The organism is Pseudomonas sp. GL-RE-26 (genome assembly GCF_019956275.1).
Taxonomy (GTDB): domain Bacteria; phylum Pseudomonadota; class Gammaproteobacteria; order Pseudomonadales; family Pseudomonadaceae; genus Aquipseudomonas; species Aquipseudomonas grandcourensis.
This window is the reverse complement of the sequence record NZ_JAHBDI010000003.1, coordinates 43937-70394: the sequence shown is the minus strand read 5'-3', so window position 1 is coordinate 70394 and position 26458 is coordinate 43937. Positions and strand designations below refer to the sequence as shown.

The window sequence follows — 26458 nt, the reverse complement described above, 5'->3', positions numbered from 1 at the left end:
AGGAGTCATTAGGCTGACTCCTTGTTACTAGTGTCAGGATGTCTGGCACTCTTTCTCAAACTTTAGTGCTTCAGCTCTATCGAATGTGTATCGCGATACAGAAGCCATTCTTATAGCGCAGGAAGGAAATTGTTCGCTAGAGCCTATTACTATTCCCGCGTGACAGTTGTTTGTACGATTGTCGGAGAAGTGTGCTGAGTTGTTCGTGATAAGAATATTTGTGGGGCGTATGAGTATTTCCAGGCCATTGCAAAGAAATCTCCCTTTGTTTATCGTAATTTTATTAGGGGGTGAAAAATCAATTTCGAGAAGGATTTTTCTATGAGCTTCCCGGATTGTAAGGGTGGTTCCTATAAGCTGTATATCCCATGGGATTGTGGTGTAAAACAACTGATTATTTTTTATATGAAGCACTTTATTGTTGTATTCGTCAAATACAACGAGATTCAAAAGTAGGTGGCCGTCAGTTAATACGAAACCAACCAGTGGAAGGTTATCAACAACAATGGCCGCGACAGCCGTTCCATACCCTCGATCTTCACATGTGAAAACATTGGACCCTACATTGATTTCCGCCACTTTTCCTGTGAAATGTAAATCGTAAGGTTTTTTTACGCCAGCTTTGAAGTTGTAAGGGGATTTGTTTGCCTCTGCTACCATCTCTTTGGGTAACATGCCGCCAGTTTTTTCCCGATGATGTTGATCGCATAATAGGGTGATCTCTTCTGCGACATGACGCTTTACTGTAGCCCACTCTTCCATGTGTTCATATTCATACAAAGGTAGTCCGCATATCACGCAACCAAATCCGCATCGCTGTCGAACTTCTCTTTGAATCGGGAGTGGAATATTCCTACTTGTACACGCAGTTTCGGCTTCCATTAATTCATCCTGAATTGTAGGCGTTTATGTTTGTCGTTTTGCTTGAGCTTAGATCGCCAGTCGCCAGTGAGTTGACTGAGACAAATCCTCAGCATTTGGTGTTCATACACACACAGTGCTCCGAGAAGACATACCGATGAGCTTCATCATTCTAGGATCAATTTCGAAGACCTGCAGCTTCCACTTTGTTCCTTTCTCGTTCTAACTGGTTTCCCACCTCCGGCAGCAGAACACATTGAGCAGAAAATTTCATTGGACGAGGTTTTGGCCACCCTAGCGTCGCATGCGTAGGTGACCCTTTCCCGCATCCTGCCAACACCCCGATCACCATCCGAGAAATCCTGCTGCTACGCTGAAGACTCCACGGAGGATTCACAATGCCAAACTCAGACCTGCTCCCTTCCCTGCTATTCAAGATCAATGAAAACCAGCTCGCCCTTGAGGCTGCCATCCTGGAGCTTTCGAACTGGGTGGAGATGCGCGGATCGGCCGACGTCGCCGACAACGTCCGCGGCGCCTTGGACACGATCGACCGCAATGAGGAGTTCATCAAGATGACACTCGCGATGCTGATGACACCGGAGTGACCACTATCGGCTGTGGATTCAACCGGTCGACGCAACAAAATGGATCGACTTACTACACACCTAATCTGCTGCATTGCCAGTGTTAGGATAGGTCCAGCATAAAGACGAAGGACAGGAAATCCGGGAACATGGGAAAGAAGCAACAGAATGATAAAAAGCGGCATCACTTCGTGCCCAAAGCCTACCTAAAGGCCTTCTGTAACGAGAACGGCCGTGTGTGGGTTTACCGCAAGGACAACCCTCAACAACCTCGCCCTGAGAGTCCAGACTCCACCCAGTTCAGGAACTATTACTACTCACAGCCGAGGCCCGATGGTGGCCAAGACAACAACGCACTTGAGGACTTCTTTTGCACAATCGAGAGTGGTTGGCCAGAAACGGTTGCGAACCTTCGCGCCAACAAGGATATAAATGATCAGCTATCCAACCTTTTCGAGTTCATGTCACTTCAACGAGCGCGTGTACCAGCCGCAAGAGACCTCACCGAGGGTATCGATGCGCAGTTCGTCAAAAGTCAGTTGATATTGATGCAAGCCAGAGGGGAACTCCCTACGCCTCCTCCAGGCTTTGAAGATCTACCAAACACGGTGGAAGTCGCCATTGACCCGCATCGTAGTATCCACGCGATGGTCGACATGTTCCAAGGTATGGGTGCTCTGTATGATGTGATCGGACTTTCCGTAGTACACAACAAAACCAGCCGGCCCTTCCTTACTAGCGATAACCCTGTCATCTGGTTCGACCCGTCCATCACCTTCGAACAACAGTTGCCCTACACTGTGAATCTACCCCAAGGTCCAGTAGCCTTGATCTTCCCCATCAGCCCTCACCTAGCAATCGTCGGCGACACCGCATTCGCCCAGAGCTACGCTAAGGAGGGATTGTTGCAAGCCGAGATCGACGACGAAGAGCTGATTAAAGCAATAAACGAGCAAATCTGCCGTTTCGCCTACGAGTCCATTCTGGCTTCAGCGCAGGGCCAAGAAGATCTGATTCTCAAACACGCTGAGTGTTCTCCTGTCCTGGAAACTAAGGAAATCCGAGGGTGGAACGGTTCGATAACAGTCCATCAGCAGGTGTTCGGAAAGAGACACACGAAGCCTAAGTGGTAGAAATCGCGTTCGGCGCTCTTTATCCGATACCCACCACAGAGCAGCCGAGATGGTGCATAAAAATTCACCGCAAATGTGCGAACTACATGGAGGAAGGCTGCATGAGTTACTTCAACAATTTTGAAAGGCTTTTCATGCAGAGAAGCTTAGAGCTTGTTGATACATACGAGGGAGAGTATGAAACCACACAATTGCTGAACACTCTCATCGGACTTCTGTTTTTTCCGAACGAGAGAATGCAGGATCTAATCCCTGACAAGTCTCTTTTAGATCTAGAATCCTGGGGTTTCAGGCCAGACTGCATTGTGAATGCAGGAGCACACAAAATCCCACAAGAAATAAACTTGCGAGAATTAGTAAAGCGACTTAGAAACGCCGTCGCTCATTGCAAAGTCTCACCTTTCCCAAATGATCACCGGCCATGTGAAGGTTTTTTCTTCTTAGATAGAAATGACTTTGAGGCAAAGATCCCAGCAGATCAACTTAAAAACCTTTTGAGAGGACTTCTTGCCAACTTACTCAACAAATAGCACATTAAGTTTTGCCAAAAATTTCAACCCACTCAAAACATTAACAATGTACCCCGGAGATGACCAGAATGGGAAATACTATCATTGGCGTGGCGAGAGACAGCATAATAAAGCGATACATGTCGCTAGACAAGTTTGAGAAGCTAGTTAATTCGGAGGCCATGTACTTTTCTCGATTCGACAGCTTTGAAGACAACTTAGAGGGTGGAATAAACAATGCCAACTTTCCATCAATAAGTAACTCCTTGAAGATTTTTGACGCTGCCATTCAATTCCTACCCGGCACTCACAAAAATGACAATCCAAAAAATCTCAATATTATAGCCGAGATCAATAGCGAAACTTTCCCATCTCTATTTGGGACGCAAAGAAAAATTGACGGTGACGCTTTCCTGCAGCGAGTCAGTTCCTGGTTGTATGCTAGTTGCTGGACAGACCTTCCCCATGAGTGCCAAGCAATGTGGCAACTTTATGGAAGCTCAGGGAGCAATTGCCGTCATATCAATGGCTGCGCGGAATGCGAAAAAACACAAGGCATGTCTGTGTGTATAGAGTCCACCGTCGGAGCTGTATTAGACAGTCTAGAGATGAAAGAGAATTACAATCTCTCCATTCAGAAGATTGAATACATTGACCATCAACATACCGTATTTGAGGATCAGGACCTTCTATCTAGACCATTTTTCTCCAAAGCCAAGCATTTCAGCTATGAAAATGAGGTTCGATTCCTACTCTGGCCTGACAGGAAGGATATTAATTTTAGCTACAAATACCAACAAAGCAGCACAAACGACATTCAGAATGTTGAATTGCGCATCAAAAACATGAATTCATTTATTGGCAAGATTATTCTTTCACCGCTACCATTCAAAAAAACAAATATAATTCATAATTATCACATGGAGAAACATCAGTCCACGCTTGGATTACAAGAGTCACTATCCAACGAACACCTAAGAAGCAAGATCAAGCAATTATGTGACCAAAAAAACATCAATGTCGAAATTTTCGATTCTGATTTAAATCAGACCCTCCCGATAGATTGCTATACATATAAAGACAACATCCATCACCCTTAGAAACACCATCAATGTAAGGCAGCCCCCCCTGCGCCTAGTAAATAGTTCTGCTCTAGGATGAGCCGACAGAAACATTCGAGTGGTTCAAAGTGGATAAAGCTATCGGCAACGTAATGAATCAAGGGGTCGAATTAATCCTCCCCATCATTTCAGACGACTCGCGAAATACCCCCTCATGTTGCCTCTGAATTTACAGGATGGTTTTCATCATAACGAGCCCACCCGTCAAGAACCATTGCAGCAATTTCTAACTCATGCAGACGTTCGATTTTTAACTCCCCAGCCAAAAGCCTCTGTCCTCCGAGAAATACTATCTCTTGACCTTCAGGTATTTCCATTCGGGGGACTCCGGAAAAGTCGCACAAATTATCGTAAAAACTTCTTGCAAACCTGATAGCAGCAAGCACTTCGACCGTTGTCGTTCCGATCGTCAATAAGTCATACACACCTTCATCACATGAAGCGCTCCTAATCAGCACACCTTTAGATGCAAGATGGTTTGTAATCTCACGGATATGTAGTGATTGCGCAGCCAAGTAAATATGCTTACAACCCTGCAAATAGCAGTCTAAATCACTAATACCTCTATCTTCGCGAGCTTCCAACACGCCTATTAAATATTTTGCCCCCTGAAGTATTCCTCTCTCAACACTTTTAAATGTTTCTTGATTGGCCACAGGCCAGCCCTTCTCGGGCGTACCGTTAAAAAAACGCACGTGCAGCACAGGATGCAGATCATATTTAAATTCGAGCACCCCCAAATACTCAACAGGATTCATAGCAGAAAAGTATGATATAAGTTCCTTTCTATGAGTATAAAACGCATCAAGATTATTTTTAAAGCTGACAACCTCGATCTGCTTTGCAGTCTGCTGCGTCGAGTGAAATTTTGAAATCAAGCCTGCCAAAGGAAGAGCAAGAGACATTACAGCCAAAGGCAAAATACTAATTTCTATAAATTTTTTATATCCATCCGATGACATTTCAAATTCATAGCTTGGCCACTCCCACAAACCTAAAGAAATTGCTACAGCTAGAGGCACGATAACCACCAACCAGAGCCAGCCCTGATGAACCAGCCCCTTACTAGTGTCCAGACTAAATACGGAGCTCAGTCTCCCACTACCCCATTCCCCTTCACCAGCGAACGAAGCAACAACCAATACCGACACAGTAACTGGAATCAAGATTGTTAAAAAAAGCCAAATACCACCCACCATACACCCCCCCTATTAAACAAACAAAAACCTAACCATCCAGAAAAGTGTATTTTCTTACCACCCTTCATAACTATAATACTCAACTAACAACCGATATGTTAGAACAATCCTCCCAACGCTGCCGGCTCCCAGTTCATGATCACCAACTCTCCGCTCACCTCAGCCTTACCTTGCCGTTGGTTAGTATTAGAGTAGCGAATGTCCAGGATTTCAAAGTGAAAACCCTCGAAAACGCGTCGGATGTCCGAGTGATCGTTGATACTGACCATCACTTTGCCTTTGCAGCGGCGCATGAAGTCGGCCATGCGTTCGTAGTTCTCAAACGGAAAATCCACCCCGTAGCCGGCGGTCTGCCAGTACGGCGGGTCCATGTAATGGAAGGTATGGGCCCGGTCATAGCGCTCGGCGCATTCCAGCCAAGGCAGATGCTCGACGTAAGTGCCGGACAGGCGCTGCCAGGCAGCCGAGAGGTTTTCCTCGATCCGTAGCAGGTTGATCGATGGGGTGGTGGTGGCGGTACCAAAGGTCTGCCCAGAGACCTTGCCGGCGAAGGCATGGTGCTGCAGGTAGAAGAATCGGGCGGCGCGCTGGATGTCGGTGAGGGTTTCCGGACGGGTCATCTTCTGCCACTCGAACACCTGGCGCGAGCTGAGCGCCCATTTGAATTGGCGCACGAACTCTTCGAGGTGGTTCTGCACCACGCGGTACAGCGTCACCAGGTCGCCGTTGATGTCGTTGAGCACTTCGACGGGTGCCGCCTGGGGCCGCATGAAGTACAGCGCGGCGCCGCCGGCAAAGACTTCGACGTAGCATTCGTGGGGTGGAAAAAGCGGGATAAGACGATCGGCCAGGCGGCGTTTGCCGCCCATCCAAGGGATGATGGGTGAAGACATAGATAGCAAGACCTTTACTGTATAAATAAACAGGTGCTAGGCTCACTCTGCTTTGTGCACAGAGCAGGAGCCTTGGCGGGACTTGCAGGGACAATCTGCGGGGACGGTGGCCAGGCTGGGTGTTGACGCATCCAGACTGGCCGCTCCTTTTATTTCTGGGTTGAAACCTCTTCGACCTGTGACTGATCACGCGTCAGGGTAATCAACCTGGCACCTCAAGCACTACTTTCTGTGGCTTCCCTGACGCCTTGGCCTTGCCTTCCTTGCCGCCATTGCACTCAACGGACACCGTCCACCCGGACGGGGTGAAGGTGTGATCCACCGACTCCACCAGGTATTCACCATCGAGTCCGCGCTTGAAGCCTTGCGCCTTAATCATGATTTCGGCAAACAGGTCCGTACGCCCGGGCAGGTCGAGGCGCACCGAGGCGGTGGATCGGTTGAACGCGGCCAGACGCGCCTTGGCGGCCTCATCAGCGGCCGTGCGGTCCGGGTAGAGATGGCGATCGGTGTGCACCGGTGGCATGCCTTCGGGCACGTTGGGATTGTCCAGGTGCGAGACCAACAATTCCCCGCTGGCCGAGTCTTGGTACTGGGTGCTGACACCTTGATGCGCACTACGGTCGCTCAAGCGAAACTGCCAGCGGGTCACGTCATTGCGTTGCAAGGTGATCACACCTAAGGCCTTGCCACTGGCGCTCTGCCCGCCCTGTCGCGGCAAGACCAGCAGCTTGCCGTCGGCCACCTTGGCGGTGCAGTCGTGCTTCTTGGCCACCCGGGTGATGAAATTGAAGTCGGATTCATTGAGCTGATCCATGCGCGGCACCCGGGTGTCGACCGAACATGACGGCTGCCAGCCATTGCGGGCGGCGACGTCACCCACAATTTGCGCCAGGCTGACATCCTCCCAACTGCCGCTGCGCGTGGTCTTGCCGCTGCCGCGCATGTCGCTGGCCTTGCCGCTGATCACCAGCGTGTCCGGTGGGCCGGAGACGGCCACCTCGTCCACGGTGTAGCGCCCCATGCGGGTCAGGTCAGCGCCGGCATAACCGAGGTAGACTTCGATACTGGCGCCACGCACGGGCAGCGACACTGCCCCGTCGCGATCATCAATGCGCAGCTCAAACGAATCCGAGGCCATGCCGGGCCGATCGGATAGCTGCAGCGAGACCAGTCGATCATTGATCAAGGCCGTGATGTCGGCGCCGTCGGCGACGATGCGGAAAAGTGGTTGCATGTCGGCACCTCAGACAAAAAAAGGCCCGCACTCGGCGGGCTGGGTAACGGGATCAATCCCACAACGAAATGACGCAGTCAGTCTCGACCACCAGGTCCGGCAGCCTGATCAGCACACCGGCCCGGAACGGCTGCGGTTCATCGGCCAGGCCCTGATTGGCTGCCAGCACCGCCTCGACGCTGCGGTTCAGGTGGCCGTAATAGTGGTGACACAGGGTGTCGAGCAGATCCCCGTCAGCTGTTCTGCAGGTCATCGCCATAGCGGACAAACTCCAATGAAAAGCCCTGCTTGCGCGGGATCGCCCCGGGCAACAAAGCGCTTTGCTCTTCTTCGATAGTGGTCAAACACCAGTTGCCCAACACCTCGCCATAACCGGTAATCAGATTCAGTGGCAGCAACTTGGCGCCGATGCTGCGCAGCGTATCCAGCTGCTTCAGCCCGCCTTTGAAGCTCGGGTAGATCGCGCCCTTGATGGTGATTTTTTCCTCCCCCAGACCCACCGCCTGCTGCGCCGGGCGCCGCGTCAGGCGTTCCTGCGCGGCCCAGCGAAACGACGTCTGCCGGCGCAGTTCGTCAAACGCGGCGGTGTCCAGGTTGAAGTAATACGGTCGCTCATTGGCCTTGAGCGGGTAGAGAATCAGCAGGTGTGGGAACGGCTTCACCGCGTCGGCTATCGGCGTCATGTCGCCGGCAAACCACTCCGTGGGCAGGATGTTGCCCAACGCAGCATTGGCCTTACCGGCCACCTTGTTGAATGCCGCACCAAACCGGCCGACCTGTTCGGTCAGCGCGGAAAAGTGCTCCTCAAACTGGGCCAGCGCGCGCTGGGTCTGGTTGTAGTAACTGGCGACCTTGCCAATCTTGGCCTGCGCCGAGTTGATCGCATCCTGCAGACGCCGGGTCTTGTCGCTCAGGTCCTCGCTGATAAAGGGCAGACCTTCCAACGCATCGGCCGCCCCGCTGATTTCATTGAGCGCGCCATTCATGGGCCCAGTCATCGACTCGAGGTCAGTGCGGCCAGCTTCACCGGCGTCGACCATGTACTTCAGCCCGCCTTGCAGGTGTTCCAGATAAGTTTTTTCATCCGCCATTTCACGTCCTCAACCCACGTGGGGTGCATCAAACAACTGCCGGGCACGTGCTTCCCGGGCGAAGTCTTCAAACTGACGGCGCAGGTACGGCATCAATTCTTGGACCAACTGTGCCGGGTCTTTCACATCGCCGTGCACCTGAAACACCGGGGCCGGGGCGAAGGTGAATTGCTGATCGACCTTCGGCCATTCGGGTGTCTTAGCCGCGGTGCTCAACATCAATGCCGCCGCCGTGACCGGCGCGGCGGGGGCGTTGTCCATCGAGCGCACGACCGCGCCAACCCCCTGGCCGGCGGGCATAGGAAAGAGGCCCAGCGGTGCTTTGGGTACGATTGGCGTGTCCGGCCCGCCAAACAACGCCTTGCCCATGGTCGCGCCCACGTCACCGCCGCCCATCGCCCCGAGCCAGGCACCGATCATTCCGCCCACTGCGGTGCCCAACAACGGTATGACCGAACCGATAGCGGCACCGGCGACGGCGCCAGCCAATCCACCGGCCAGCCCACCCGCCGCCTCGCCGTAGCCTTCGGCCATTTCATCGCGAGTGGTCGCATTCTGGTAAGTGTCCAACACCTGAACGCCGGCACCGACCACCGCCAGCGCCCCACCCACTTTCATGCCACGGGACGGCCGACTTGCAGGGCCTTTTCTCTTTCGACCTGAATCGTGATCCACCCCGCCATCATCGCCGTCATTCGCGTTGGTCACGAATACCCGCTGCACGATGTTGGACCGGTCGCCGGCCGAACCACGGGCGATGTTCACCAGGCCCCGCCCGATCTTCAGCGCGGCCCAGGCCTTGCCCGCCAACAAGGCTCCGGCACTCAACGCCGCCAGGCCCAGCACCACCTTGGGTGTTTCCTCGGACAAGGCGGTCAAACCACGCGCTGCCGCGCCGATGCCGGTGGCCAGCGCATCCGTCGCCGGACGCAGGGCATCCCCGATGGCCCGCAGCGAATCGTTGAACGCCTGACCGGTTTCGGCCCAACGTTGCGACGAGCTCTCGCGACGTTCGTTCAGGTTTTTGTCGAGAATGTCCTTGCGCGGGCCGTCGGGGTCCGAAGCGCCTTTTTTCAGCTCAGCGTAGAATTTTTTGTTCTGGGTGTACGCCATCAGGGCCGTCTTGACCTGCATGTCGGCAAACAGATCGCCGGTACGCAAAGTGGCGGCCAGGGCATCGGCCATCGCTTGCGCCTTGGCCGGGTCCGTCTCCTGGCTGATCTGGGTCAGCCCCTGATTCAGCTGCTTGGCCTTTTTCGGGTCGGTCTTTTCCACATACCGGCGCGCCAGCTCAAAACTGGCTTCAAAGGTCGACAGGCCCTTGGCAATGGCGGCGTTCATCGAACCCTGATAGTCGATCCCGGCATCGGCATAACCTTTGACCGTTTCCCCTGAACCGATTTTCGCGACCCAGTTTTTCAGGTTGTTCGCCGCCTCATCGGCACTGCCGGCGCTCTTGATCTGCACCTGCAGCATGGCGCCCAGCTGAGTCACCGCATCCTGACCGGTGATGCCACTGCTGGCCATCTGCGCCAACAGTTCCGGAAACCACTTGGCCATGTCGGCCGCTTCGAAGCTGCCTTGCTGGCCCAGCAACGCGACCGACGCCAAGGCCTGTTCCATTTTTTTCGGGTCGGTGATCTTGGCGTTGTTCTGCATCGCCAGAATCATCTTCGCCGTGTCGGTGCCCGACGCGCCCTGCCCGACTGCAAACTTGGCAGCCACCGGGGCGTACTTCAGCGCTTCGGTCAGATCCATGCCGCCACCGACCAACTGATTCACCAGGTCCGCCACCTGGGTGTTGGCCATGCCAGTGTCTTTTGAGGTCTGGACGATATCCCGAGCGGTGTCCACTTCCTGTTGGGTGTTGGCGGTACCGGACTTGATCGCGATGTCGCGAATGATCGCCTGAAAATCCGCGCTGACCTTGGTCGGCACTGCCGCCAGTGTGGTACCGGCCACCGCCGTGCCAAATCCGCTGCGCAGGCTCTCCCGCCCCTCTTCGACCTGCCCCATGCCTTTGGCTTTGAACTCGGCACCGCGCACCACCTTGCCCAGCGCCAGATACTCCTGACGCAGGCGCCCGACTTCGACACCCTGCTTACGCAGGCTGTTAGTGTTGGTTTCCAGTTTGCGCAGCAAGGCGTCGGCATTGGCCGCCCCGCTGTCGTGGGCTTTTTTCCATTCATCGCGTAGACGCATGGTCTCGCCGATGACTTTCTGCAAGCCCTTGGCGCGGGTGGTTTGCGCCTCAAGCTTTTTCATTTCGCCGCTGACGTTCTTGAAGGCGGCGCCGAGGGATGAATCCACGGCGCCGCCAATCACCAGCCCGAGCGAGAGTTTATTCGCCATTCAGGGTACCTGTATGCAAAGGGGATGGGCTCAGTCCGTGAGCCACCAGACCATCTCGGAAAACGACAGCCCCTGAATCTCGGCCGCCGAAAAATTCAGCTCGACGGCCAAGCGTTTAGCCAAGGCCTTTTGCAGGCGGGGGTTAAACCCCGTCGTCTGCTCCCAGACGAAAATAGGCGGTCTGCAAACGACGGTAATCGCGCATCAGCAGCCCCTCCAGATCCGCACGGCCGATGCTCGCCAGGCTGCAGAACAAGACCATCTCCTGCTCTTCTTCGTTGCTGCCGCCCTGCAAGGTGGCAGCGCGCATTTCGCGCACCGTTGGCTCGCGCAGGGTCAGTTTGTCGACCTGAATGCCATTCGCCTGGCTCGCCCGGGACAAGGCCACGGTGGCGATGCCATCGCCCAGTTGCAGCCACTTGGGCAGGACGTTGTCTTTTGCGTTGCTCATGGTGTTGCTCCTTACATGCCCAGGGCAGACCGCACAGCGGCCAGTTGATCAACGCCGTCGATGACGCGGATCGAGTTGAGGGGGTCGAGTTCAAACATCACGCTGCCGTCGATTTCCAGCTTGTAATAGGTCACCGCGATGGCGTACTTGAACTCGCCTTTTTCACCCGGTTTCCAGTCCCCCGGATCGACTTCCTTGAGGCTGCCCCGTAGGGTGGCGACCACCGCCTTGACTGAACCTTTCTGGCCCTTGAAAGCACCGCGGAACGAGGCGTTGAACCCGGTCAGGTCAGCCTGGCCGAAAAACTTCAGCACCTCGCGGCGCACGCCGTTGGTGATGAAGCTGGCTTCGAGCTTTTCGGTGCCCATGTCGATCTCGACCGGCGCGTCCATGCCGCCGGCGCGGTACTCGTCGGTCTTGAGGGTCAACTTGGGCAGGGTCAAGCTCGGCACGTCGCCTTGCAGGCTGATGCCGTCGACAAACAGGTTGGTGTTGTAGAGCACTTCCGGAATCATAAAGCGGCCTCCTTAGGCAGCGGTGTCCAGCACTTCAGTGATCCACTGATCGGTCACCTCCACGCGGAAGTTCGGGTTTTCGGCCGGCGGCACGTCGGTGAAACGAATGTTCCAGTACACCTTGCCGTCGCTGAGTTCGCTGGAAGTGTTCAACTCCTCGTCGGCATACACCTCGAAGTTGATGATCGCGCCCTGATTTTTCAGGTCGCGCATGAACGCCTGCAGGCCTTCGGTCACGTCCTTGACGTAGGTCGCGGTGATCGAGCGGTCGACGGCCCACTTGTGCGCGTAGAGGATCGCGTCCATGACGATGTCCAGCGTGCGCACGCGGGTGACGAACTTCCATTTCGGATCGCTGGACAGCGTGCGGTTGCCCCACAGGCGATAGCCGTCGTCCCGAATGATCGTGGTGATGTTGGCGTTGTTGAGCAGGTTGGCCCGGCACGACGCATCGCCGTCGAGAAACTCAATTGGCCGCGTGGTGCCGGTGATGCCGACAAACTCCTTGTTCGACGGCGAGGCCCAGAAGCCGTAGGTGGCATCGGTCCAGGCAAACAGGCCAGCAGTCCAGGCCGAAGCCGGTGCGTTGACCGTGGCACTGGTCCCGGTGTCCCAGAACTGCACGCCCGGGTCGACCATGTAGGCGTGTTTGCTGCCGAAGTTGGCGGCATAGGCCATCGCGGCTTCGTCGGTGGTGTTCGGCCCGTCGAGGATGGCCATGGCCCGCATCTTGTCGCCCAGCGCCACCAGCTCGGTGCCCACCGCCAGCGTCGCCGAGTACCCCGGAGTCACCAACAACCGTGGCTGCGCGTTGAACTTGCTTTTGCCGTTGAGCAACGTCTGCATGCCGGTACGGCTGCCGTCGGCCCAGACCCCGCCGATGATCGCCGACAGCTGCTCGGCCGGGTCGTCCAGCAGCGGCACGCCGACGGCGACAATCACCGCCTTGGACCGTTTGAAAATGGCCTTGCAGTCCTGGGTGATTGCCGCATCCGGGCCCCAAGCCGCCACCGCTTCGCTTTCGCGGGTGATCAACAGCAATTCGTTGGCCGCCGCGGTCGCCGGCGGCGCCACGGTGAAGGTGTTGCACAGGCCGATGATCGACGCGGACGGGGTAGCGATATGCCGGGCGCCGGTGTCCACCAAGGTCACGGTGACGCCGTGAAAAAAACTCATAGAGTGATGCTCCAGAAACGAAAAAGCCTCGCATAAGCGAGGCCGTGGGGATGTGCGGTGACGTGCAGCATGGAAAAGAAAACGCCCCGGCAATGCGGGGCGTCAGGACGCGGTGCTGGTCAGTCCGTCCGGTTTTAACGGCCGTTTATCACTGGCTGGAAAGTCTGGCGAAAGAGGCCACGCCCGCAGTTCATTGCGGTAGGTGCGCCAGGCGAGTTCGGTGTTCAGCGCAGCCGGGGCCGCATCCAGATGCTTGTCGATCTCTCGGCCAGCCCAGTGCAGTTCATTTTCGATCCACGATCGTTCTCGCCGGCTCTGTAGCGCCAGATCGAGCGCGGCATCTAATACCCAAACAAGACCATTCCAGACATAGGCCGCACTCGGTCGCGGCAAGGTCGTCAGCTCGGCCGGTAACTCGCCTGGCGTCGAGTACATCACCTCGGCACCATCAGTGGTGCGGAAAGCCACGCCCCGGAAGTCGGGCACGACACTCCATGCATCCTGCTGCCTAACGACCACCTGTTGTTCCGAAGCTTGTGGTGGTTCATCCAGCGTTGCGCCAGCCGGTAGACCGCAGCCACGGCTCACATAGATTTCGTTCTTTCCGAGGTATTCACCAGTGGTTTCACTGAACGTGTAAACGTCGATCCACCCACTCTCATCAAAAAAACCATTCACTAAAGTAGTCATCAATACATCCTGCAGATGTAGTTGTAAGCCACGTTACGCATACGGGTTTCCGTACTCACACGGGCGACGGCTGAAGGATTGAAAGTTACAGACATGTTGCCCGTTGTACTGACTCGTGGTGCAGCGGGTATATCACTCGTCATGTAACCACTAGCCGTAAATACGCCGGTCGCGGTATTCACAAGCAACATCGAATCATCGTCCTGTAGCCTGAGTTCACCCGTCATGTTTTGTAGCGTGTCGAGTTGAAGGCTCAACACGGGCCGCCCAGAGTCGGGGTCAATTCCGCGCCCGCCATCCAAACCACGAATCGACTCGGCGCGCATGTCTGGCAGGAAGCCGCTGGGATACACGGCTGCCAATGCCGGGTACCACTCGACATTGAACGGCTGCCCCCCCATCAAAACGCATTTGTCGGGTGGCGTAGCGGTTGGCCATGGAAACGGCACGCCGACAGGGACGGCAAAGATGGAAGCAGGATCAAAATTGCTCTGGGTCCAGATATGCCCGAAATCCTGCGCATCAACCTGTACTTTTATTTGACCCGAGGCGTTGTGATAGCCGATGTAGATTTTATTGGCGTCTTGACCCGCCCCCCCGCCTTGCTGCACGGGAGTGAAACCCAGTGCCGCCTGGTACGCAGCAGGGTCAAAGTTACTCGTGTCCCAACCTGTTACCCACGCACTGAATACGAATCCCTCTGGGGTCCGAACACCGCCACGAGTAAGAGTTGTACCGGTGTTATAGCCGATGATTTGTTGCCAGAGGGTGTCTTGACTGACCGTAACCAGCATGGGGGAGAATTGACCGCCCTCTGGAACGTTCGGGCCGGGGTTCACCCGGTAAATACCCACGGTGGTGACTGTGTTTAGATCCGTGCCGTCGGAAAGGACAATCCCCCCGTGACCGATGCCATAAGCACCCGTGAGCAATACACGGCCTGGCGTGTCATCTTGGGGGTAGATTTGTTTAACCAGATTGGTTGAGTCCCAGATACTTTCCCATTCGCCCCAAACACCGGCAGTCAAGGCCCGGCGGTGTAGGGTGTGGTCGGCATTGCCATAAATCTCCTGGAAGGCGTATTGACCTGGTGTAATCGCCGAGACGCGAACCCAACCCTCATAGATCCCGCCTCCTGGCCCTCCTATGCCATCGCTGATGAAATAGAGGGCCGTCTCCGCGTTCAAGCCACCGATGTCAACATCACTGACCGCATAGGCGGGCCCGCCCCAGCCGAACGCTCCGACCTTCATCAGCGCATCAGGCGTTTCATCGTGCAGATCAACCTGCACAGCAGCGGTCGCGGCGGTGCCCAGCCCGAGGTTATTCCGAGCCTCGACTACATCCGCAACATCGCCCAGGTTCTCACTGGCCGCCAAGGCATCGGTGATGCCGTAGCCGGCCAGGGTGGTCGGGTTGGTGCCGGCGATCACACGCCCGAGGGCGTCCACGGTGACACTGCGAAACGTGCCCACACCGGCCCCGTTGCCGCCCGCGATCATTTCAAACTGCAAACCGGTGGTGCCGAGGGTGATCGGCGCGTCGGTGACCAACTGCCAGAGGCTGTCGCCATTGGTCGTGCCCTGCTCGACGTGGATAAACAATCCCGGTGTCACTTCCAGGCTGTTGTCGGCATCGGCGGCCCGCGTCCAGCCTTCGGCGCTGACGACGTAGACACCGTTGTCTTGCGCCTGCGTCTGCGCAGTCACCAGCACCCGGTCACCAACAGCTACGTCAATACCATCGATGTTCTGCACATTGCTCAGGGTGATGGGACCCGTGGCCGCCACCCGCGCTGACTGTTTGTGATCCAGCTTGGCCAGCGCCTCACTGATCGCCAAGTCGACGTATTCACGCGTGGCCAGCACCACCGCCGGGTCAATCTTCAGCACGATGTTCGCCGAGCTGCTGACGATGAAGTTCATCCGCACCACTTGGGTTTTGCCACTGCCCTGGTCCAGCAACGGTTTATAGCTCGGCGCGCAGTTGGCCACCGCCACCAGGTCGCCGTCGACATCGTACAGGCCGATCTCGCGAATCCATTCACCGCCCACCTCGGGTGGAATGATCTGTTCGGTGATCACAGTGTTAGGGTTGGCCGCATCGACGCGGATCTGGTTGATCGGCGCCCGGCGCCATTCGTTGATCAACTCGGTTTGCAGACGGTCAGGGATCGGGTCGGTGCCGTTGGCATCGCCCAAGCCCATCTCGGTAAACATCCAGTCCAGGCCCATGGCGATGGCATTGGCGTGTTTGGCTTCGCCGACCGCGGTGAGAATGGCAAAAAACTGACTGGTCTTATCAATCATAGGGATAAACGTCCAAAGTATCGGTTTCATCGACGCAGAGCGCCGGGCCAAAGGTGCCGGTCACGTCGATGTCTTTCGGAGCCGGGGGGTACACGTCGATCTCTTCGCCCTCTTGCACGCACACGGCAATGCCCAGCACTCCCTCAGTCTGCAAACTGAGCGCCAGGTTGGTCATGTGCCGGCTGACCGGGCGGGCGTCGTCGATCAACCACGCCAGCTCCTCGTACAGTTCCTCAGTAATGCCGGCGTCATTCAGCCCAACCTCCAGGGCGAACGTGCCGGGCACGCCTTCCGGCACGGTGTCGAACCATTCCACAACGTCAATCAGGTAGCCCAAAGGCTCGACCACCCGGCGCAGCGACCCGATGGTGCCTTTGCGCGCATGCACGTCGTACGCGGAACGGATTGCCGTGCGCTTGGCCTCCGGTGCCCAGTTGTTGTTCCAACGGTCCACCGACCAGGACCAGGCGAGGTACGGCATCAAGTGTTCGGGGCAGGTATCGGCGTTGTACAAACTACGCAGCGGAATCAGCGTGTTTTCGTAGTTGGCCGCTTCCACGGCCAGCTCCAGTGGCGTGCTGTTGAGCGGTAACTGGCTGCTCATGTCAGGCCCCCAGCGTCACGCTGTAGCCCGTGCAATACGCCGCCTCAGCCTTGCTCGGCTTGATATCGGTCCAACCCAGCAGCTCAACCCGAGCGATGCCGGGAATGTGCAATTGCGCATCGATCCCCGAACGCGCCACTTCCAACCCCAAACGACGACGCGGGTTGATCCACTCGCTCAGACGTTTCTGGCTTTCGGCCAGATAGGCTTCGTTCTCCGGGCCGGGTGCCTGCGGATACAGCACCGCTTGAATGTTGTAGTCGATGACCACGGCACTCTGCACCGTAAGGCGGTCGGCCACCGGCCGCACGTCCTCGTCATTGAGGTGCAACCGGACCTGCTCCAGCAGTTCAGGCGAAGCCGCACCACTGCCTTCGAGGCTGAGCACGGTGACCATTACCACGGCCGGCGACGGGCTTTCCGCTGTGGCATCAGCCACCAAACCCGAGGCGTTACGTGAATGCAGGATGTAGCTATTGCGCGGCCCCGCGGTGGTCAGTCCCTCATACGACATCTGCACCCGCTCGCGCAGGGCATCGTCCTCTTCGAGCACCTGCGGCGTCGGCGGCACCGTGCTTGGATCTCCGGCCTGAATCACCAGGCGCTGCAGGTTGACGTTGGCGGCCAGGTGATCGAGGTCGGCCCGCTCGGCGTGCGCCAACAGCAAGGCCTTGCCGGCGTCGTTGACCCGCGCCCGGTTCTGTAAGGCACCATACGCGGCCTGCTCGATCAGTTTGAGGACCGGGTCGCTTTCCAGCTCCGCGCTCCAGTTGTCGCCCATGCTCAGGCGGAAGGCTTCGAGTTTCTCCTGGTAAACCTCCTCAAAGTCGAGGTCCTCCAGCACTTGCGGCGGCGGCAGGGCCGCCAGTTCCATGGTCATGCGGACACCTCCAAAGTCACATCGCTGCCCAGGTACTGCCCGGTCAGCTCAAAGGTGATACGCCCGTCGAGGATGGCCACGGCGCGCACCCGGCCTAGCTTCAGGCGTGGCTCCCAACGGCCTAGGGTGCTGGCCACCTCAGCCTGCACGGCACTTTTCCAGCCGTCATTCACCGGCAGGTCGACAAAGCGCCGCAACTTGCTGCCGTATTCCGGGCGCATGCGCCGGCTGCCCAAGGGCGTGGACAAGATGTCCTCGATGGACTGGCGCAGGTGATCGACGCCGGAAATGAGCTGGCCGGTGCGGCGATCCAGTCCGATCATCCCGATCATTCGATCAGCCCTCGACCGCGACAAAATCCTTGCGACCATGCAAATACTCGAGCGCGACCGTGTCATCCGAAGCCACCGCAACCTGCCCCTTTTCCACTTTCAAGGTGCGCTCAGCGTCCAGCAGGACCAGCACCCGCGAGGTGTACAGCGTGTCGCGAAAGAGGCTCAGCGTGGCCGGCGCGGGTGCCTCACTGGCGGCTGATACTTCTTTGGTTTTGCTTGTCATGGATTTACTCCAGGTATAAAAAAACCCGCACGCGGCGGGCTGAAGGTGAATGTTTCACTCAATGCGAGTGGTTGCTGCTGTTGCCCCCTGCGTCCATGATCGTGCCGGCACCGCTGATGTCGCCGGACACACTCAGCGCACCGTCGATGCTCACCTCACCCGCCAGGGTGATCTGGCTGGCCGTCACCCGGATTTGCTCCGGCGTCACGTCAAACTGCGAGCCACCGACCGTGATCGTCGCGCGGCTGCCGTCGGGTAACGCGATGCTATAGCTGCCGGCTTCCCAGTCGTAGACCAGTGAGCCGCCATCGTCGAAGTACCACGCCTCGACGTGATCGCGGTTGTCCGGCGGAGCCCCAGCGTTGCCATACAGCCCCGGGATAAACGTGCCCATGGCCGGATCACCACTCGGGCTGAACAACGCGCCCTGCTCATTCAGGCTCGGCGCCCGCCAATGGCGAGCCTTGCCCGCCGCCAGGCTGTGCCAACGCACCCAGGCACTGACCCAGGTACCAGCCTTGACCCGCACCCGGCCGGCACTTAGATCGACGCCGACCACCACGCAGGGCATTAGCATGGCGGCGATCATCCGGTCATGTTCAGCGCTGGGGTACCCCATTTTCCAGGTCCTCCGGCTGAAAGTAGTGGTCTTCGTTGCCGGTACCGGTGCAGCCATCGACGTTCAGGTACAGGGAACCGGGCGGCTCGACCGCCCATAACCATTCGGTTTCGCCGATCTGGAACACCTGTTTCCACTCAACGATCCACACCACAAACTGCGCCAGCTCCGGCATCGAGTCGTCCGGGAATGCACGCACCTCCTGCACCTCTTCGACAAAGTCCAGCCCCCAATACTGCCCGCGCAAAATCTTGCTGATCTCGGCGGCCAGAATGGCCGCCTGCAAGGCCGCTTTGCTGATGGTGGAATCGACCATGATGCACACCTGGAAGCGGCCGCTCAGGGAAGTTTTGCCGCTGCCATTGTCGGGTGCTTCGCCGATTTCCGTCAGGGCGAACAACACCGCCGGCAGACCGACTTCAGCGTTCAGTTCGGGGAACGCCTCGATGCTGACCACCGACGGCAAGCCGGCACGGAACGTGGCCTCGATCGCATTGTGTAAGGTCGTCAGCTCATCCATTGTTCAAACTCAGTATGAAAGTGACCATGCCGGCGCCGTCGGGCTCGCGCTTGCTGACCTTGTAACGACCACCGCCCTGCTCCACCGGTAGATCGATGGTAAGAAAGGTGTCTTTCTCGATGCCCATTGCCTCCACCACGCGAGCCGTGAAGGTCGGCGCCAGAACGTTATCCGTCACGATGGCATTGCCTAGGCGCACACTCTTCGATTTGCCGCCCACATCCGCACCAACAAAAGGCGAGAAGAACGCACCGGACAGCGGCAGGCCGTCCGGCTTGATGGCGCGATCGCCGAGGCGATCGACCAACACTGCATCCATCCGGGCCGTGACGTCGCGAAAGCGGCCCAGCGTGGTCACTGGATCAACAACGCTTCGGCAATCCCGCCGACCGGAGCACTCATCAGCTTGCCGAAGGGCACCGTGTCACCAGTGGCCGTGAGCGGATCAACCAGCACGCCGGCTTGCAGAGCCACCTTTTGCCCCTGCAGCAGCGCTGCATCGGCAGGCAGGCGCCAGACGCCGTCGAGATGGCCGACCAGGACATCACCCGCCACGCCACTGGCGATCGGGATGACCACCGTATCAACCAGCACCAACGGCACCCCCGCCGTCGCGCCACCGTCTGGCGCCACAAAAGTCAGCGTGCTGCCGGGACCCGAATAATTCTTGGACATGCGCATTTCTCCTGTACAGAAACAACAAACCCCGCACGCGGCGGGGGTATTGAGGTGAATCACTGCTGTCAGCGGGCTTTAGTTGCTACCGCACCGACCGACTTGTTCAGGCCGCGATAGTCCAGCGCCGCGACCCCGGCGTCGATCCGCACCTTGCTCGTCACACCATCAATGGTGAAACCCTGTTGCTGCTCCATGTACGGCTGTTCAACGCCGTCCAGGTAAGCGACTTCGATGGTGTCCGCACCTTGGCGGGCGGCTTCATACCAGGTGACCGGCGAATCATCGTCCAGGCGTGGCTCGGCGATCACCGTGGCGAAATTGCGGATCGGGTTGTCGATGCCAGCATTGGTGTCGACGCCAGGCACCGACGCCGAGCGGATCAGTTGGTTGGTCTTGTCTTCCAGCGCCACCGGTACCAGGACAAACGCAGGGCGAATGTTCAGGGTGCGGGGCTTACCGCCCTCGACCTGGGTTTTCTGCAAGGCCATGGCAGTCTTGGCCTTGCTCAGCGCTTCAATCGACATATTGGCGCTGGCACCGGTGAACAGGTTGTTGCGCGAGGCATCGAACAACTCTTTGCCGTCACTCATCACCGGCGAATGGATCAGCGTGTCGTAGACCAGATCGCCAATGGTGCCGCGTGCGGCCAGGCCCATGTTGTAAGGCACGGTGCTCAGTTGGTCGAGGTCATCGTTGATGATCGCCTGACGGGTGATGCTGAACATCTCACCGTAGGTGGCCAGGCGGATTTTTTCGCCACGGTCATTGGTGGTGATGTACTTGTATTCAGCCCCTGGGCGAACTTCACGCAGGCTCGGAAACGCACCCATGCCAACCCGGGAAGCCACCTTGAAGTCACTCAAGCGGCCCTTTTTGGTCCACAGGTGATAGGTCTCCGGCGCCTCGTCCCAGCCGAGCAGGACCGACTTGGCGGCGCTGTCCACCAGGATGTTGCCGAAGTCGCTGGAGTCATGGGTGAACGCCAGGCCGACCATGGCCATCGGATCAAGGGTGGCCACCAGAATGCCGCGATCATGCAGCGAGGCGCGGGCCAGCTCGCGCAGGCTCATGTGGTTATAGGCGTTGTCTTTCTGGTTCTCCGCCTGGCCCAAACGGCCGGCCAGCGAGGCGCGTACCGAATCGCCGACCAGGTTGCCGTTGCCGATGTGGCCATGGTGGCTAGGTCCACCCGTGGGGGTGGTGGTCGAGCCCAGCGCAACCAGCAGTTTTTCCCGCGCCATCTCGGCTGTACAGCTCAGATCATTGAGGCAGGTGTTGAGCAGCTCGGTGTGGCTGGTGACCAGCGAGCCACAGAACGCGGCATTGATCGCCGTGCGGCGAGCACCGTCCGCCGCCATGACTTGGGCGCGCATCTGATCCAGGGTCAACGCGACCGGCGCCGGATCGACCGCCGGTGCCGGAGTTGGCGCTGGGGTTGGAGCGGAAGCGCGCGGATCGAACAGATTTTTTGCCGAGGTAGGCATATTGGTGAACTCCTGCATGCGTTTTGAAGTGAGTTGAGCAGCCGCCTTGAACGGATCAAGCACCTTGTCAGCGAAACCGGCGGCCACCGCTTCGTTGCCATCCATCCAGGTTTCAGCCTTGAGCAGCACCTGGATGTCCTCGATCGATTTGCCTGACTTGCGCATGTACGCCTGAATCAGCGTGCTCTCGACTTTGTCGAGTAAATCGGCGTACTCGCGCATGGCATCGGCATCACCGACCTGACCACCCCACGGCTTGTGAATCATCATCATGGCGTTGGCCGGCATGTTGATTTCATCGCCGGCCATGGCGACCACGCTGGCCATCGACGCGGCGAGACCGTCGATGTACACCACGACCCGGGCCGAATGGCCGCGCAGCAGGTTGTACATGGTGGTCCCTTCAAACACGTCACCACCCGGCGAGTGGATGTGCAGGTTAATCTGAGACACATCGCCCATGGCGGCCAGATCGCGGGCGAACTGTTTGGCCGTAATGCCCCACGCGCCAATTTCGTCATACAGCATCACCTCGACCACCCCGCGTTGCAGCGCGGCACTCAGTGAGTACCAGCTTTCGCCGGGTTTATTCGTCGGGGTTATCGAGGCTCTCGGCCTCATCAACGACAGGTTTTTTTGGCTGTTCATCGGTTTGCGTTTTTCCATAAATCTCGTGATAGAAGTCCGAACTGAAGACCAGGCCCTGTTCGCGGTTGGTTTTGATTTCCGAAGCCCGGGAACGCTTGAGTTCCTGCGGGTTGCGCTGCCGCGCCCGCGCCACTTCCGACTCATCGGCAAAACCGGCCTCAACCAGAATTTTCCAGGCATTGGCCTCATGGATCGGGTTGATCCAAGGCATCACCGGCCCTTGGTAAATCGCGCCAAACACGGTGTCCGGATCGACGTCGACCGGCACATGGATCACCCCGCTGGCAATCGCCATGTGCAGCCATTCGCGATAAACCGGGCGACTCCAGTAGTCGATAAATTCGTGCTGCAGCAGGTCATAACCCGCCTGCCCCTCGACTAGCTCCTGACGCTGTGCGGAATAAGTGCCGTCATAACTGCGCGCCACGCTGGAATAGGTGCCCCGAGTACCAGCAGCCACAGCCTTGAGCTGACCGTTGCGAAAGCCTTCGAGAAAGGGGTTGGGCCGATTGCTTTCGATCATGCCGACGTCTTCGCCGGGCAGCAGGCCGTCGAACACCATGCCCGGACCGATGGGAATGCTGCGGGCAGCGGCAGTCTGGCCATTCACTGCGGATGGCGTGGTGTAGTCGTCCGGCGTGCCTTTTTTGATGTACATGGCCAGTGCAGCGCTGATACGTGCGGCAACCCGTTCGCTTTCCTCGTAATCCTTGATGTCCGCCAAGCGAATCAGCACCGCATGCAGCAACGGTTGGCCGCGGTTTTGACCGATGCGCTTACGGTGTGCGATGTGAATCATCTGTTCGACAGGCACGCGCTTGGTGGCCGAGGTCAACTGGTAACCGGCGGCATGCCCCGGGTGATGTTTGACCAGGTGATAGGCCCGAACCCGCCGCCACTGATTGCGCTCGATCCCCTGCACAATGCCCTTGGCTTCATCGTTGTATTCCCACGGCAGGTAATCCGGCTCCAGCAACTCCAAAGCGAAGGGCACCACGCTCAAATGTTCATAGCTGGGCACCCGCCCTTTGAGCTTCTGCGCCAAGGCTTCGCCGTCGCGCAGCCAGGTTCGGCACACTTGCCGCTCCATCTGCGGGCGGGACAGCTCGCCCGACGTTTCCGGGCGCAACGACCATTCGGCCCAGCGGGCCTTAATCTGCGCCGCAAACTCCAGATGTACTTCCCCGGCGTAGCTCAAGGGAAACGGCTCGACCGCGATGCCCATGCCGCCCACCACGCGCTCTTCCAGGCGATCGAACAAACCAGTAACGATGTCGTGGTCTTCGTCCAGCTTGCGGCATTGCTCGCGCAGGGAACGCGCCGAACGCTGCAGCGAGCGGTCCGCGCTGGCGGATTGTTTCTTGGCCTGGTGCGTACGAGTCATCTGCGCGGCTTCAAAGGCCATGATCTTGTGACGGGCATGCAGACGTTCAGCCACCAGCCCCGGAAACACCGGGGCCAGCACGCGATCCAGCAGGTTCATCGGAATGTCGCCAGGGCGTACGGTGGCTGCCCCGCCGCCGCTGACTGTTGCGCTCGCACCCGGCGCTCCCATTCCAGTCGGCCGGCGCGGATTTCTTCCAGGTCATCCATGATCAGCTTGCGACCGTTAAAGAGGATTTCCTTGCCCTGCAGGATGGCCAGTTCGGCCTCCAGATAGCGGTCCACCATGTCTTGAGCGGTTATAGCCATGCGCCTTGTCCTGTATTAAGCCAGCCGCCCGACTCGGCGGGCTGGTCGGGTGAATGCTCAGGCTCTACCTCAGGCACCGACACCGTGGCCGGTGTCAGAGCGGCAACGGTGGCCGGTTTGCTTTTCTGCTCGTGACTCATCGGCACAGCCCAGGTGCCTGACGGCAACTGCTGCGCGAGCAGGTCGAGATTCATGCCAAAGCGCTGCTGCGTTATGCGTAACGCCGCCAAGGCGTACACCAGGCAATCGAGCGCTTCGTTTCGTCGCCCGCCGGCGTCCCAGCGCTGGACGCGCTGGTGTTTGACGATCACCCACTTGCGGCGCTCAGCAGTCAGTTGCCGCAACTCGTCTTCGCCGCAAATCATCTCGTTAGCAGGCAGATGGATACAGCCAGGCACAGGCGCACCCGAACCGTCCGGCTGCATCTTGAGGCGGCCATAAATCAGCTCTTTGGCATTGTCGGTACCCACTTCGACCAGATACGCACGTCCGCCTTTGACCTTGGTTTTCTTACGCGGCCAGGTCGCTATTGGCTTACCGTAGGTCGAGGCACCGAACACAGGGATCACCCACTGGGTGCCGTGCTTGATGCATTCCTCACGCACTTCATCGCAGTAGTGACCACCTTGGTCCCAACACCAACGCTCGACGCCCATCACCGTGCCATCCGCCCGGGTGAAGGTCTTGTGGATCTCGATGCCGACCTTGGCCCGTAGCTCGATGCTGCCCGGGTCACCTTGCAGCACGAACTTATGGACCAGCCATGCTTCCTCACCTGCGCCAAACGCCCAGACCCGGCCTTCATAGCGGTCATCCTGGGTATCAATACCGCCGAACAGGGCAACCGCTTTGGCCGGCACTTGCGGGTAGATCTCCCGTCGCGCGTGCAGCTGCTGCCATTCCAACTGCTCGCCTTGGTCCTCTTCCCACGCTTCGCCCAGGGTGGTGTTGACGAAGGTTTTGAGCTTGCCCCGATCCTTCTTGATCTTGAGCCATTCCGTGACAACTTCGGCCCAGGTCACAAACTCCGAGTACACCGTCCAGATATGGAAAGTTACCGAACGCGGCGGCTGTATCGACTCGTCTGCAGCGCTGAACCAGACCATGCCGTCGCGCGTCCAGATGCCGGTCCGCTCGCAGATGTAGCGGCCGTTAACGGATGCCGCGACCATTTCGTGATATTCAAAGGTACAGCCATTGCCGGACTCGCACAGGTACCAGGCCTTCACCACCTGCCCCAGTTCGTCCACGGCCCACTTGATACCGAACGGCGTAGCCGGGTCGCCCCACTTTAGGTATTGCTCGGTACCGCAGCACGGGCACTTGATGTTGAAACGCAGAAAGTGCGGGGAATCATTGGCCGCCCGCGTGATCTGGCAGCCCTCCCCCGAGGTTTCCTCATTGTCGTCAGCGACCACCACTGTCGTCGGGGTCGATCCGCGGATGGACTTTTTGAACGTGGCACCTTCCAGGCGCTTGTCGCCAAGAATGGTCGGGGCGCCCTCGCCCTCGATGTCCGCGTTGAACTTCGACAGCTCGTCATAAATCACTTCATCCGGGCTTTTCTCCCGGTAGTTTTTCGCCGCCGTGCCGCCCAGGCACCACAACATTTTGGCGTTATCAAAGCGCTTTTCATCCAGCGTGTTATCGCGATGCTTCACCCCATACCAAGGTGCCAAGGCGCGCACCACAGGGCTGTCACGAATCATCGTTTCGATGTGCCGCTTCATCATGCCGTCAGCGTCGCCATCGGTTGGGCACCAGACGATGACGTTGCGTTTCTTGTGCTGGACCTTGTAGCCCATGTTGGCCACCAGCATTTTGGTGTAGCCAACCCGCGCCGATTTCAGCACGTTGACTTCACGGATCAGGTCGTTGCCCATTGCGTTGAGAATCGCGACCTGAAACGGCGCTGTCGTCCAATCGCCTTCCTGATAGGACGACTCGGACGACAGATAGAAATGCTCATCGGCCCATTCAACCGCTGTGCGCGGCGGCTCTTTATAGAGGCCGGCGAGTCCCTTGCGGACACCCTCAACCAGCGCCCTCATCCAAGGTGTCGACAAACTCATCAAGCAACTCCGGCAATAGATCAGCCAAGCCGACCGCATCGTTACGCGTCACGGCGACTTCGCGCTGGATCGCCTCAAGGTGACGCACCTCGATGTCGGGACACTTGCGCTTGACCTTCAAGTGCACAGTGTCGAGGGTTGACCCGAGCTTTGCGCTCAGACGAGACAATGCGAACAAGCAAAAATCAACCGGTACCAGCTTCTTGGCCTTCACCTTGTTTCGCATTTCCTGAGCGTCCGCCTGCTCAGTTGTCAGTCGCAATTTTTGCTGCGCCTGTTTGTATTCAATGAGCGGATCGAGCGGATCACCGTTGTCGTCGACAGGTTGGTCTTTTGTCACCTGATGCTTGAGTCGGTTATCCAGCACAGACCGGACGTCGTAGAACACGTCGCGGCCGATCTTCGCAACGGGCTGAACGCCCCATTTATCAAAGGCCTGAGTCGTGATACCGAGGCTGGTAGCCATGCGCGACTTGTTGAGCCAATGAGGCTCGCGGGAGATGGTCGGATTGGCCATGGACTAAACAACAACCTCGATTCAAAAATGGGTCATATATAGCGAAGCAGCGGGGCCCGAAT

The 26458-nt window shown here is 57.8% G+C and carries 29 protein-coding genes; 4 read left to right on the top strand and 25 right to left on the bottom strand.

The window, feature by feature from the left end; all coding sequences use genetic code 11:
* Nucleotides 1-33: 33 nt before the first annotated feature.
* Entirely contained in the window at nt 34-882 is an 849-nt protein-coding gene (locus tag KGB07_RS02160; RefSeq protein WP_223464372.1) for a cell division protein, read from the bottom strand.
* Nucleotides 883-1259: 377 nt separating this feature from the next.
* On the opposite strand from KGB07_RS02160, the gene KGB07_RS02155 reads away from it, so the two are divergent.
* The 4 genes from KGB07_RS02155 to KGB07_RS02140 all read left to right on the top strand — a co-directional run bounded on the left by KGB07_RS02155 (nt 1260) and on the right by KGB07_RS02140 (nt 4190).
* Nucleotides 1260-1469, top strand: a complete 210-nt coding sequence (locus KGB07_RS02155) for a hypothetical protein (protein ID WP_223464371.1) — start codon at nt 1260-1262, stop codon at nt 1467-1469.
* A 128-nt stretch (nt 1470-1597) separates the two neighbouring features.
* Nucleotides 1598-2581, top strand: coding sequence for a DUF4238 domain-containing protein (locus KGB07_RS02150; protein WP_223464370.1), 984 nt, complete (start codon nt 1598-1600; stop codon nt 2579-2581).
* 101 nt (nt 2582-2682) lie between these two features.
* Complete coding sequence (locus KGB07_RS02145; RefSeq protein WP_223464369.1) at nt 2683-3111, top strand: HEPN family nuclease; 429 nt, start codon at nt 2683-2685, stop codon at nt 3109-3111.
* Between the two features lie 68 nt (nt 3112-3179).
* Entirely contained in the window at nt 3180-4190 is a 1011-nt protein-coding gene (locus KGB07_RS02140) for a hypothetical protein (protein ID WP_223464368.1), read from the top strand.
* A 173-nt stretch (nt 4191-4363) separates the two neighbouring features.
* Here the strand turns inward: KGB07_RS02140 and KGB07_RS02135 are convergent, their stop codons facing one another.
* The 24 genes from KGB07_RS02135 to KGB07_RS02020 form a co-directional block, all read right to left on the bottom strand.
* Nucleotides 4364-5410 carry a hypothetical protein gene (locus KGB07_RS02135; RefSeq protein WP_223464367.1) on the bottom strand — a complete coding sequence of 349 codons (1047 nt, stop codon included), beginning with the start codon at nt 5408-5410 and terminating at the stop codon, nt 4364-4366.
* Nucleotides 5411-5508: 98 nt separating this feature from the next.
* On the bottom strand, nt 5509-6303 hold the full coding sequence (locus tag KGB07_RS02130) for a DNA adenine methylase (RefSeq protein WP_223464366.1): 795 nt from the start codon (nt 6301-6303) through the stop codon (nt 5509-5511).
* Nucleotides 6304-6505: 202 nt separating this feature from the next.
* On the bottom strand, nt 6506-7540 hold the full coding sequence (locus KGB07_RS02125; protein WP_223464365.1) for a phage late control D family protein: 1035 nt from the start codon (nt 7538-7540) through the stop codon (nt 6506-6508).
* Between the two features lie 52 nt (nt 7541-7592).
* Nucleotides 7593-7799: a tail protein X gene (locus KGB07_RS02120; protein WP_223464364.1), complete on the bottom strand. Its 207-nt coding sequence runs from the start codon at nt 7797-7799 to the stop codon at nt 7593-7595.
* Nucleotides 7774-8631 (bottom strand): phage tail protein, encoded by an 858-nt coding sequence (locus KGB07_RS02115; protein WP_223464363.1) that lies wholly within the window; start codon nt 8629-8631, stop codon nt 7774-7776. Before KGB07_RS02115 ends, KGB07_RS02120 begins: the two co-directional genes overlap by 26 nt.
* A 9-nt stretch (nt 8632-8640) precedes the next feature.
* Nucleotides 8641-10983: a phage tail tape measure protein gene (locus tag KGB07_RS02110; RefSeq protein WP_223464361.1), complete on the bottom strand. Its 2343-nt coding sequence runs from the start codon at nt 10981-10983 to the stop codon at nt 8641-8643.
* 142 nt (nt 10984-11125) lie between these two features.
* Nucleotides 11126-11434, bottom strand: a complete 309-nt coding sequence (locus tag KGB07_RS02105) for a phage tail assembly protein (RefSeq protein WP_223464359.1) — start codon at nt 11432-11434, stop codon at nt 11126-11128.
* 11 nt (nt 11435-11445) lie between these two features.
* On the bottom strand, nt 11446-11949 hold the full coding sequence (locus KGB07_RS02100) for a phage major tail tube protein (protein ID WP_223464357.1): 504 nt from the start codon (nt 11947-11949) through the stop codon (nt 11446-11448).
* 12 nt (nt 11950-11961) lie between these two features.
* Nucleotides 11962-13125, bottom strand: coding sequence for a phage tail sheath family protein (locus tag KGB07_RS02095; RefSeq protein ID WP_223464355.1), 1164 nt, complete (start codon nt 13123-13125; stop codon nt 11962-11964).
* Between the two features lie 102 nt (nt 13126-13227).
* Nucleotides 13228-13815, bottom strand: a complete 588-nt coding sequence (locus tag KGB07_RS02090) for a hypothetical protein (protein WP_223464353.1) — start codon at nt 13813-13815, stop codon at nt 13228-13230.
* The gene (locus tag KGB07_RS02085; RefSeq protein ID WP_223464351.1) at nt 13815-16124 is read right to left on the bottom strand and encodes a phage tail protein; all 2310 of its coding nucleotides are present in this window, start codon (nt 16122-16124) and stop codon (nt 13815-13817) included. The genes KGB07_RS02090 and KGB07_RS02085 overlap by 1 nt, the downstream gene beginning before the upstream one ends.
* Nucleotides 16117-16728, bottom strand: coding sequence for a phage tail protein I (locus KGB07_RS02080; RefSeq protein ID WP_223464350.1), 612 nt, complete (start codon nt 16726-16728; stop codon nt 16117-16119). Before KGB07_RS02080 ends, KGB07_RS02085 begins: the two co-directional genes overlap by 8 nt.
* A gap of 1 nt (nt 16729) precedes the next feature.
* Nucleotides 16730-17608, bottom strand: coding sequence for a baseplate J/gp47 family protein (locus tag KGB07_RS02075; protein ID WP_223464348.1), 879 nt, complete (start codon nt 17606-17608; stop codon nt 16730-16732).
* Complete coding sequence (locus tag KGB07_RS02070) at nt 17605-17931, bottom strand: GPW/gp25 family protein (RefSeq protein ID WP_223464440.1); 327 nt, start codon at nt 17929-17931, stop codon at nt 17605-17607. Before KGB07_RS02070 ends, KGB07_RS02075 begins: the two co-directional genes overlap by 4 nt.
* Nucleotides 17932-17944: 13 nt before the next feature.
* On the bottom strand, nt 17945-18166 hold the full coding sequence (locus KGB07_RS02065) for a hypothetical protein (protein ID WP_218497384.1): 222 nt from the start codon (nt 18164-18166) through the stop codon (nt 17945-17947).
* A 58-nt stretch (nt 18167-18224) separates the two neighbouring features.
* Nucleotides 18225-18785, bottom strand: coding sequence for a phage baseplate assembly protein V (locus KGB07_RS02060; RefSeq protein WP_223464346.1), 561 nt, complete (start codon nt 18783-18785; stop codon nt 18225-18227).
* Nucleotides 18766-19305, bottom strand: coding sequence for a hypothetical protein (locus tag KGB07_RS02055; RefSeq protein WP_223464344.1), 540 nt, complete (start codon nt 19303-19305; stop codon nt 18766-18768). The genes KGB07_RS02060 and KGB07_RS02055 overlap by 20 nt, the downstream gene beginning before the upstream one ends.
* Nucleotides 19298-19663 carry a hypothetical protein gene (locus KGB07_RS02050; protein ID WP_223464343.1) on the bottom strand — a complete coding sequence of 122 codons (366 nt, stop codon included), beginning with the start codon at nt 19661-19663 and terminating at the stop codon, nt 19298-19300. The genes KGB07_RS02055 and KGB07_RS02050 overlap by 8 nt, the downstream gene beginning before the upstream one ends.
* On the bottom strand, nt 19660-19980 hold the full coding sequence (locus KGB07_RS02045; RefSeq protein WP_057714287.1) for a capsid cement protein: 321 nt from the start codon (nt 19978-19980) through the stop codon (nt 19660-19662). Before KGB07_RS02045 ends, KGB07_RS02050 begins: the two co-directional genes overlap by 4 nt.
* A 68-nt stretch (nt 19981-20048) precedes the next feature.
* Entirely contained in the window at nt 20049-22115 is a 2067-nt protein-coding gene (locus tag KGB07_RS02040; protein ID WP_223464342.1) for a ClpP-like prohead protease/major capsid protein fusion protein, read from the bottom strand.
* Entirely contained in the window at nt 22054-23598 is a 1545-nt protein-coding gene (locus tag KGB07_RS02035; protein WP_223464340.1) for a phage portal protein, read from the bottom strand. Before KGB07_RS02035 ends, KGB07_RS02040 begins: the two co-directional genes overlap by 62 nt.
* On the bottom strand, nt 23595-23807 hold the full coding sequence (locus KGB07_RS02030; protein ID WP_056724288.1) for a hypothetical protein: 213 nt from the start codon (nt 23805-23807) through the stop codon (nt 23595-23597). The genes KGB07_RS02035 and KGB07_RS02030 overlap by 4 nt, the downstream gene beginning before the upstream one ends.
* On the bottom strand, nt 23798-25879 hold the full coding sequence (locus KGB07_RS02025; protein WP_223464338.1) for a phage terminase large subunit family protein: 2082 nt from the start codon (nt 25877-25879) through the stop codon (nt 23798-23800). The genes KGB07_RS02030 and KGB07_RS02025 overlap by 10 nt, the downstream gene beginning before the upstream one ends.
* Nucleotides 25842-26396: a terminase small subunit gene (locus KGB07_RS02020; protein ID WP_151213746.1), complete on the bottom strand. Its 555-nt coding sequence runs from the start codon at nt 26394-26396 to the stop codon at nt 25842-25844. The genes KGB07_RS02025 and KGB07_RS02020 overlap by 38 nt, the downstream gene beginning before the upstream one ends.
* Between the last annotated feature and the right edge of the window lie 62 nt (nt 26397-26458).

Excerpts from the sequence above, each read along its gene's own strand:
- KGB07_RS02160 (WP_223464372.1), bottom strand. The coding sequence starts at position 882 with ATGGAAGCCGAAACTGCGTGTACAAGTAGGAATATTCCACTCCCGATT.
- KGB07_RS02155 (WP_223464371.1), top strand. The coding sequence starts at position 1,260 with ATGCCAAACTCAGACCTGCTCCCTTCCCTGCTATTCAAGATCAATGAA.
- KGB07_RS02150 (WP_223464370.1), top strand. The coding sequence starts at position 1,598 with ATGGGAAAGAAGCAACAGAATGATAAAAAGCGGCATCACTTCGTGCCC.
- KGB07_RS02145 (WP_223464369.1), top strand. The coding sequence starts at position 2,683 with ATGAGTTACTTCAACAATTTTGAAAGGCTTTTCATGCAGAGAAGCTTA.
- KGB07_RS02140 (WP_223464368.1), top strand. The coding sequence starts at position 3,180 with ATGGGAAATACTATCATTGGCGTGGCGAGAGACAGCATAATAAAGCGA.
- KGB07_RS02135 (WP_223464367.1), bottom strand. The coding sequence starts at position 5,410 with ATGGTGGGTGGTATTTGGCTTTTTTTAACAATCTTGATTCCAGTTACT.
- KGB07_RS02130 (WP_223464366.1), bottom strand. The coding sequence starts at position 6,303 with ATGTCTTCACCCATCATCCCTTGGATGGGCGGCAAACGCCGCCTGGCC.
- KGB07_RS02125 (WP_223464365.1), bottom strand. The coding sequence starts at position 7,540 with ATGCAACCACTTTTCCGCATCGTCGCCGACGGCGCCGACATCACGGCC.
- KGB07_RS02120 (WP_223464364.1), bottom strand. The coding sequence starts at position 7,799 with ATGGCGATGACCTGCAGAACAGCTGACGGGGATCTGCTCGACACCCTG.
- KGB07_RS02115 (WP_223464363.1), bottom strand. The coding sequence starts at position 8,631 with ATGGCGGATGAAAAAACTTATCTGGAACACCTGCAAGGCGGGCTGAAG.
- KGB07_RS02110 (WP_223464361.1), bottom strand. The coding sequence starts at position 10,983 with ATGGCGAATAAACTCTCGCTCGGGCTGGTGATTGGCGGCGCCGTGGAT.
- KGB07_RS02105 (WP_223464359.1), bottom strand. The coding sequence starts at position 11,434 with ATGAGCAACGCAAAAGACAACGTCCTGCCCAAGTGGCTGCAACTGGGC.
- KGB07_RS02100 (WP_223464357.1), bottom strand. The coding sequence starts at position 11,949 with ATGATTCCGGAAGTGCTCTACAACACCAACCTGTTTGTCGACGGCATC.
- KGB07_RS02095 (WP_223464355.1), bottom strand. The coding sequence starts at position 13,125 with ATGAGTTTTTTTCACGGCGTCACCGTGACCTTGGTGGACACCGGCGCC.
- KGB07_RS02090 (WP_223464353.1), bottom strand. The coding sequence starts at position 13,815 with ATGACTACTTTAGTGAATGGTTTTTTTGATGAGAGTGGGTGGATCGAC.
- KGB07_RS02085 (WP_223464351.1), bottom strand. The coding sequence starts at position 16,124 with ATGATTGATAAGACCAGTCAGTTTTTTGCCATTCTCACCGCGGTCGGC.
- KGB07_RS02080 (WP_223464350.1), bottom strand. The coding sequence starts at position 16,728 with ATGAGCAGCCAGTTACCGCTCAACAGCACGCCACTGGAGCTGGCCGTG.
- KGB07_RS02075 (WP_223464348.1), bottom strand. The coding sequence starts at position 17,608 with ATGACCATGGAACTGGCGGCCCTGCCGCCGCCGCAAGTGCTGGAGGAC.
- KGB07_RS02070 (WP_223464440.1), bottom strand. The coding sequence starts at position 17,931 with ATGATCGGACTGGATCGCCGCACCGGCCAGCTCATTTCCGGCGTCGAT.
- KGB07_RS02065 (WP_218497384.1), bottom strand. The coding sequence starts at position 18,166 with ATGACAAGCAAAACCAAAGAAGTATCAGCCGCCAGTGAGGCACCCGCG.
- KGB07_RS02060 (WP_223464346.1), bottom strand. The coding sequence starts at position 18,785 with ATGGGGTACCCCAGCGCTGAACATGACCGGATGATCGCCGCCATGCTA.
- KGB07_RS02055 (WP_223464344.1), bottom strand. The coding sequence starts at position 19,305 with ATGGATGAGCTGACGACCTTACACAATGCGATCGAGGCCACGTTCCGT.
- KGB07_RS02045 (WP_057714287.1), bottom strand. The coding sequence starts at position 19,980 with ATGTCCAAGAATTATTCGGGTCCCGGCAGCACGCTGACTTTTGTGGCG.
- KGB07_RS02040 (WP_223464342.1), bottom strand. The coding sequence starts at position 22,115 with ATGAACAGCCAAAAAAACCTGTCGTTGATGAGGCCGAGAGCCTCGATA.
- KGB07_RS02035 (WP_223464340.1), bottom strand. The coding sequence starts at position 23,598 with ATGAACCTGCTGGATCGCGTGCTGGCCCCGGTGTTTCCGGGGCTGGTG.
- KGB07_RS02030 (WP_056724288.1), bottom strand. The coding sequence starts at position 23,807 with ATGGCTATAACCGCTCAAGACATGGTGGACCGCTATCTGGAGGCCGAA.
- KGB07_RS02025 (WP_223464338.1), bottom strand. The coding sequence starts at position 25,879 with ATGAGTTTGTCGACACCTTGGATGAGGGCGCTGGTTGAGGGTGTCCGC.
- KGB07_RS02020 (WP_151213746.1), bottom strand. The coding sequence starts at position 26,396 with ATGGCCAATCCGACCATCTCCCGCGAGCCTCATTGGCTCAACAAGTCG.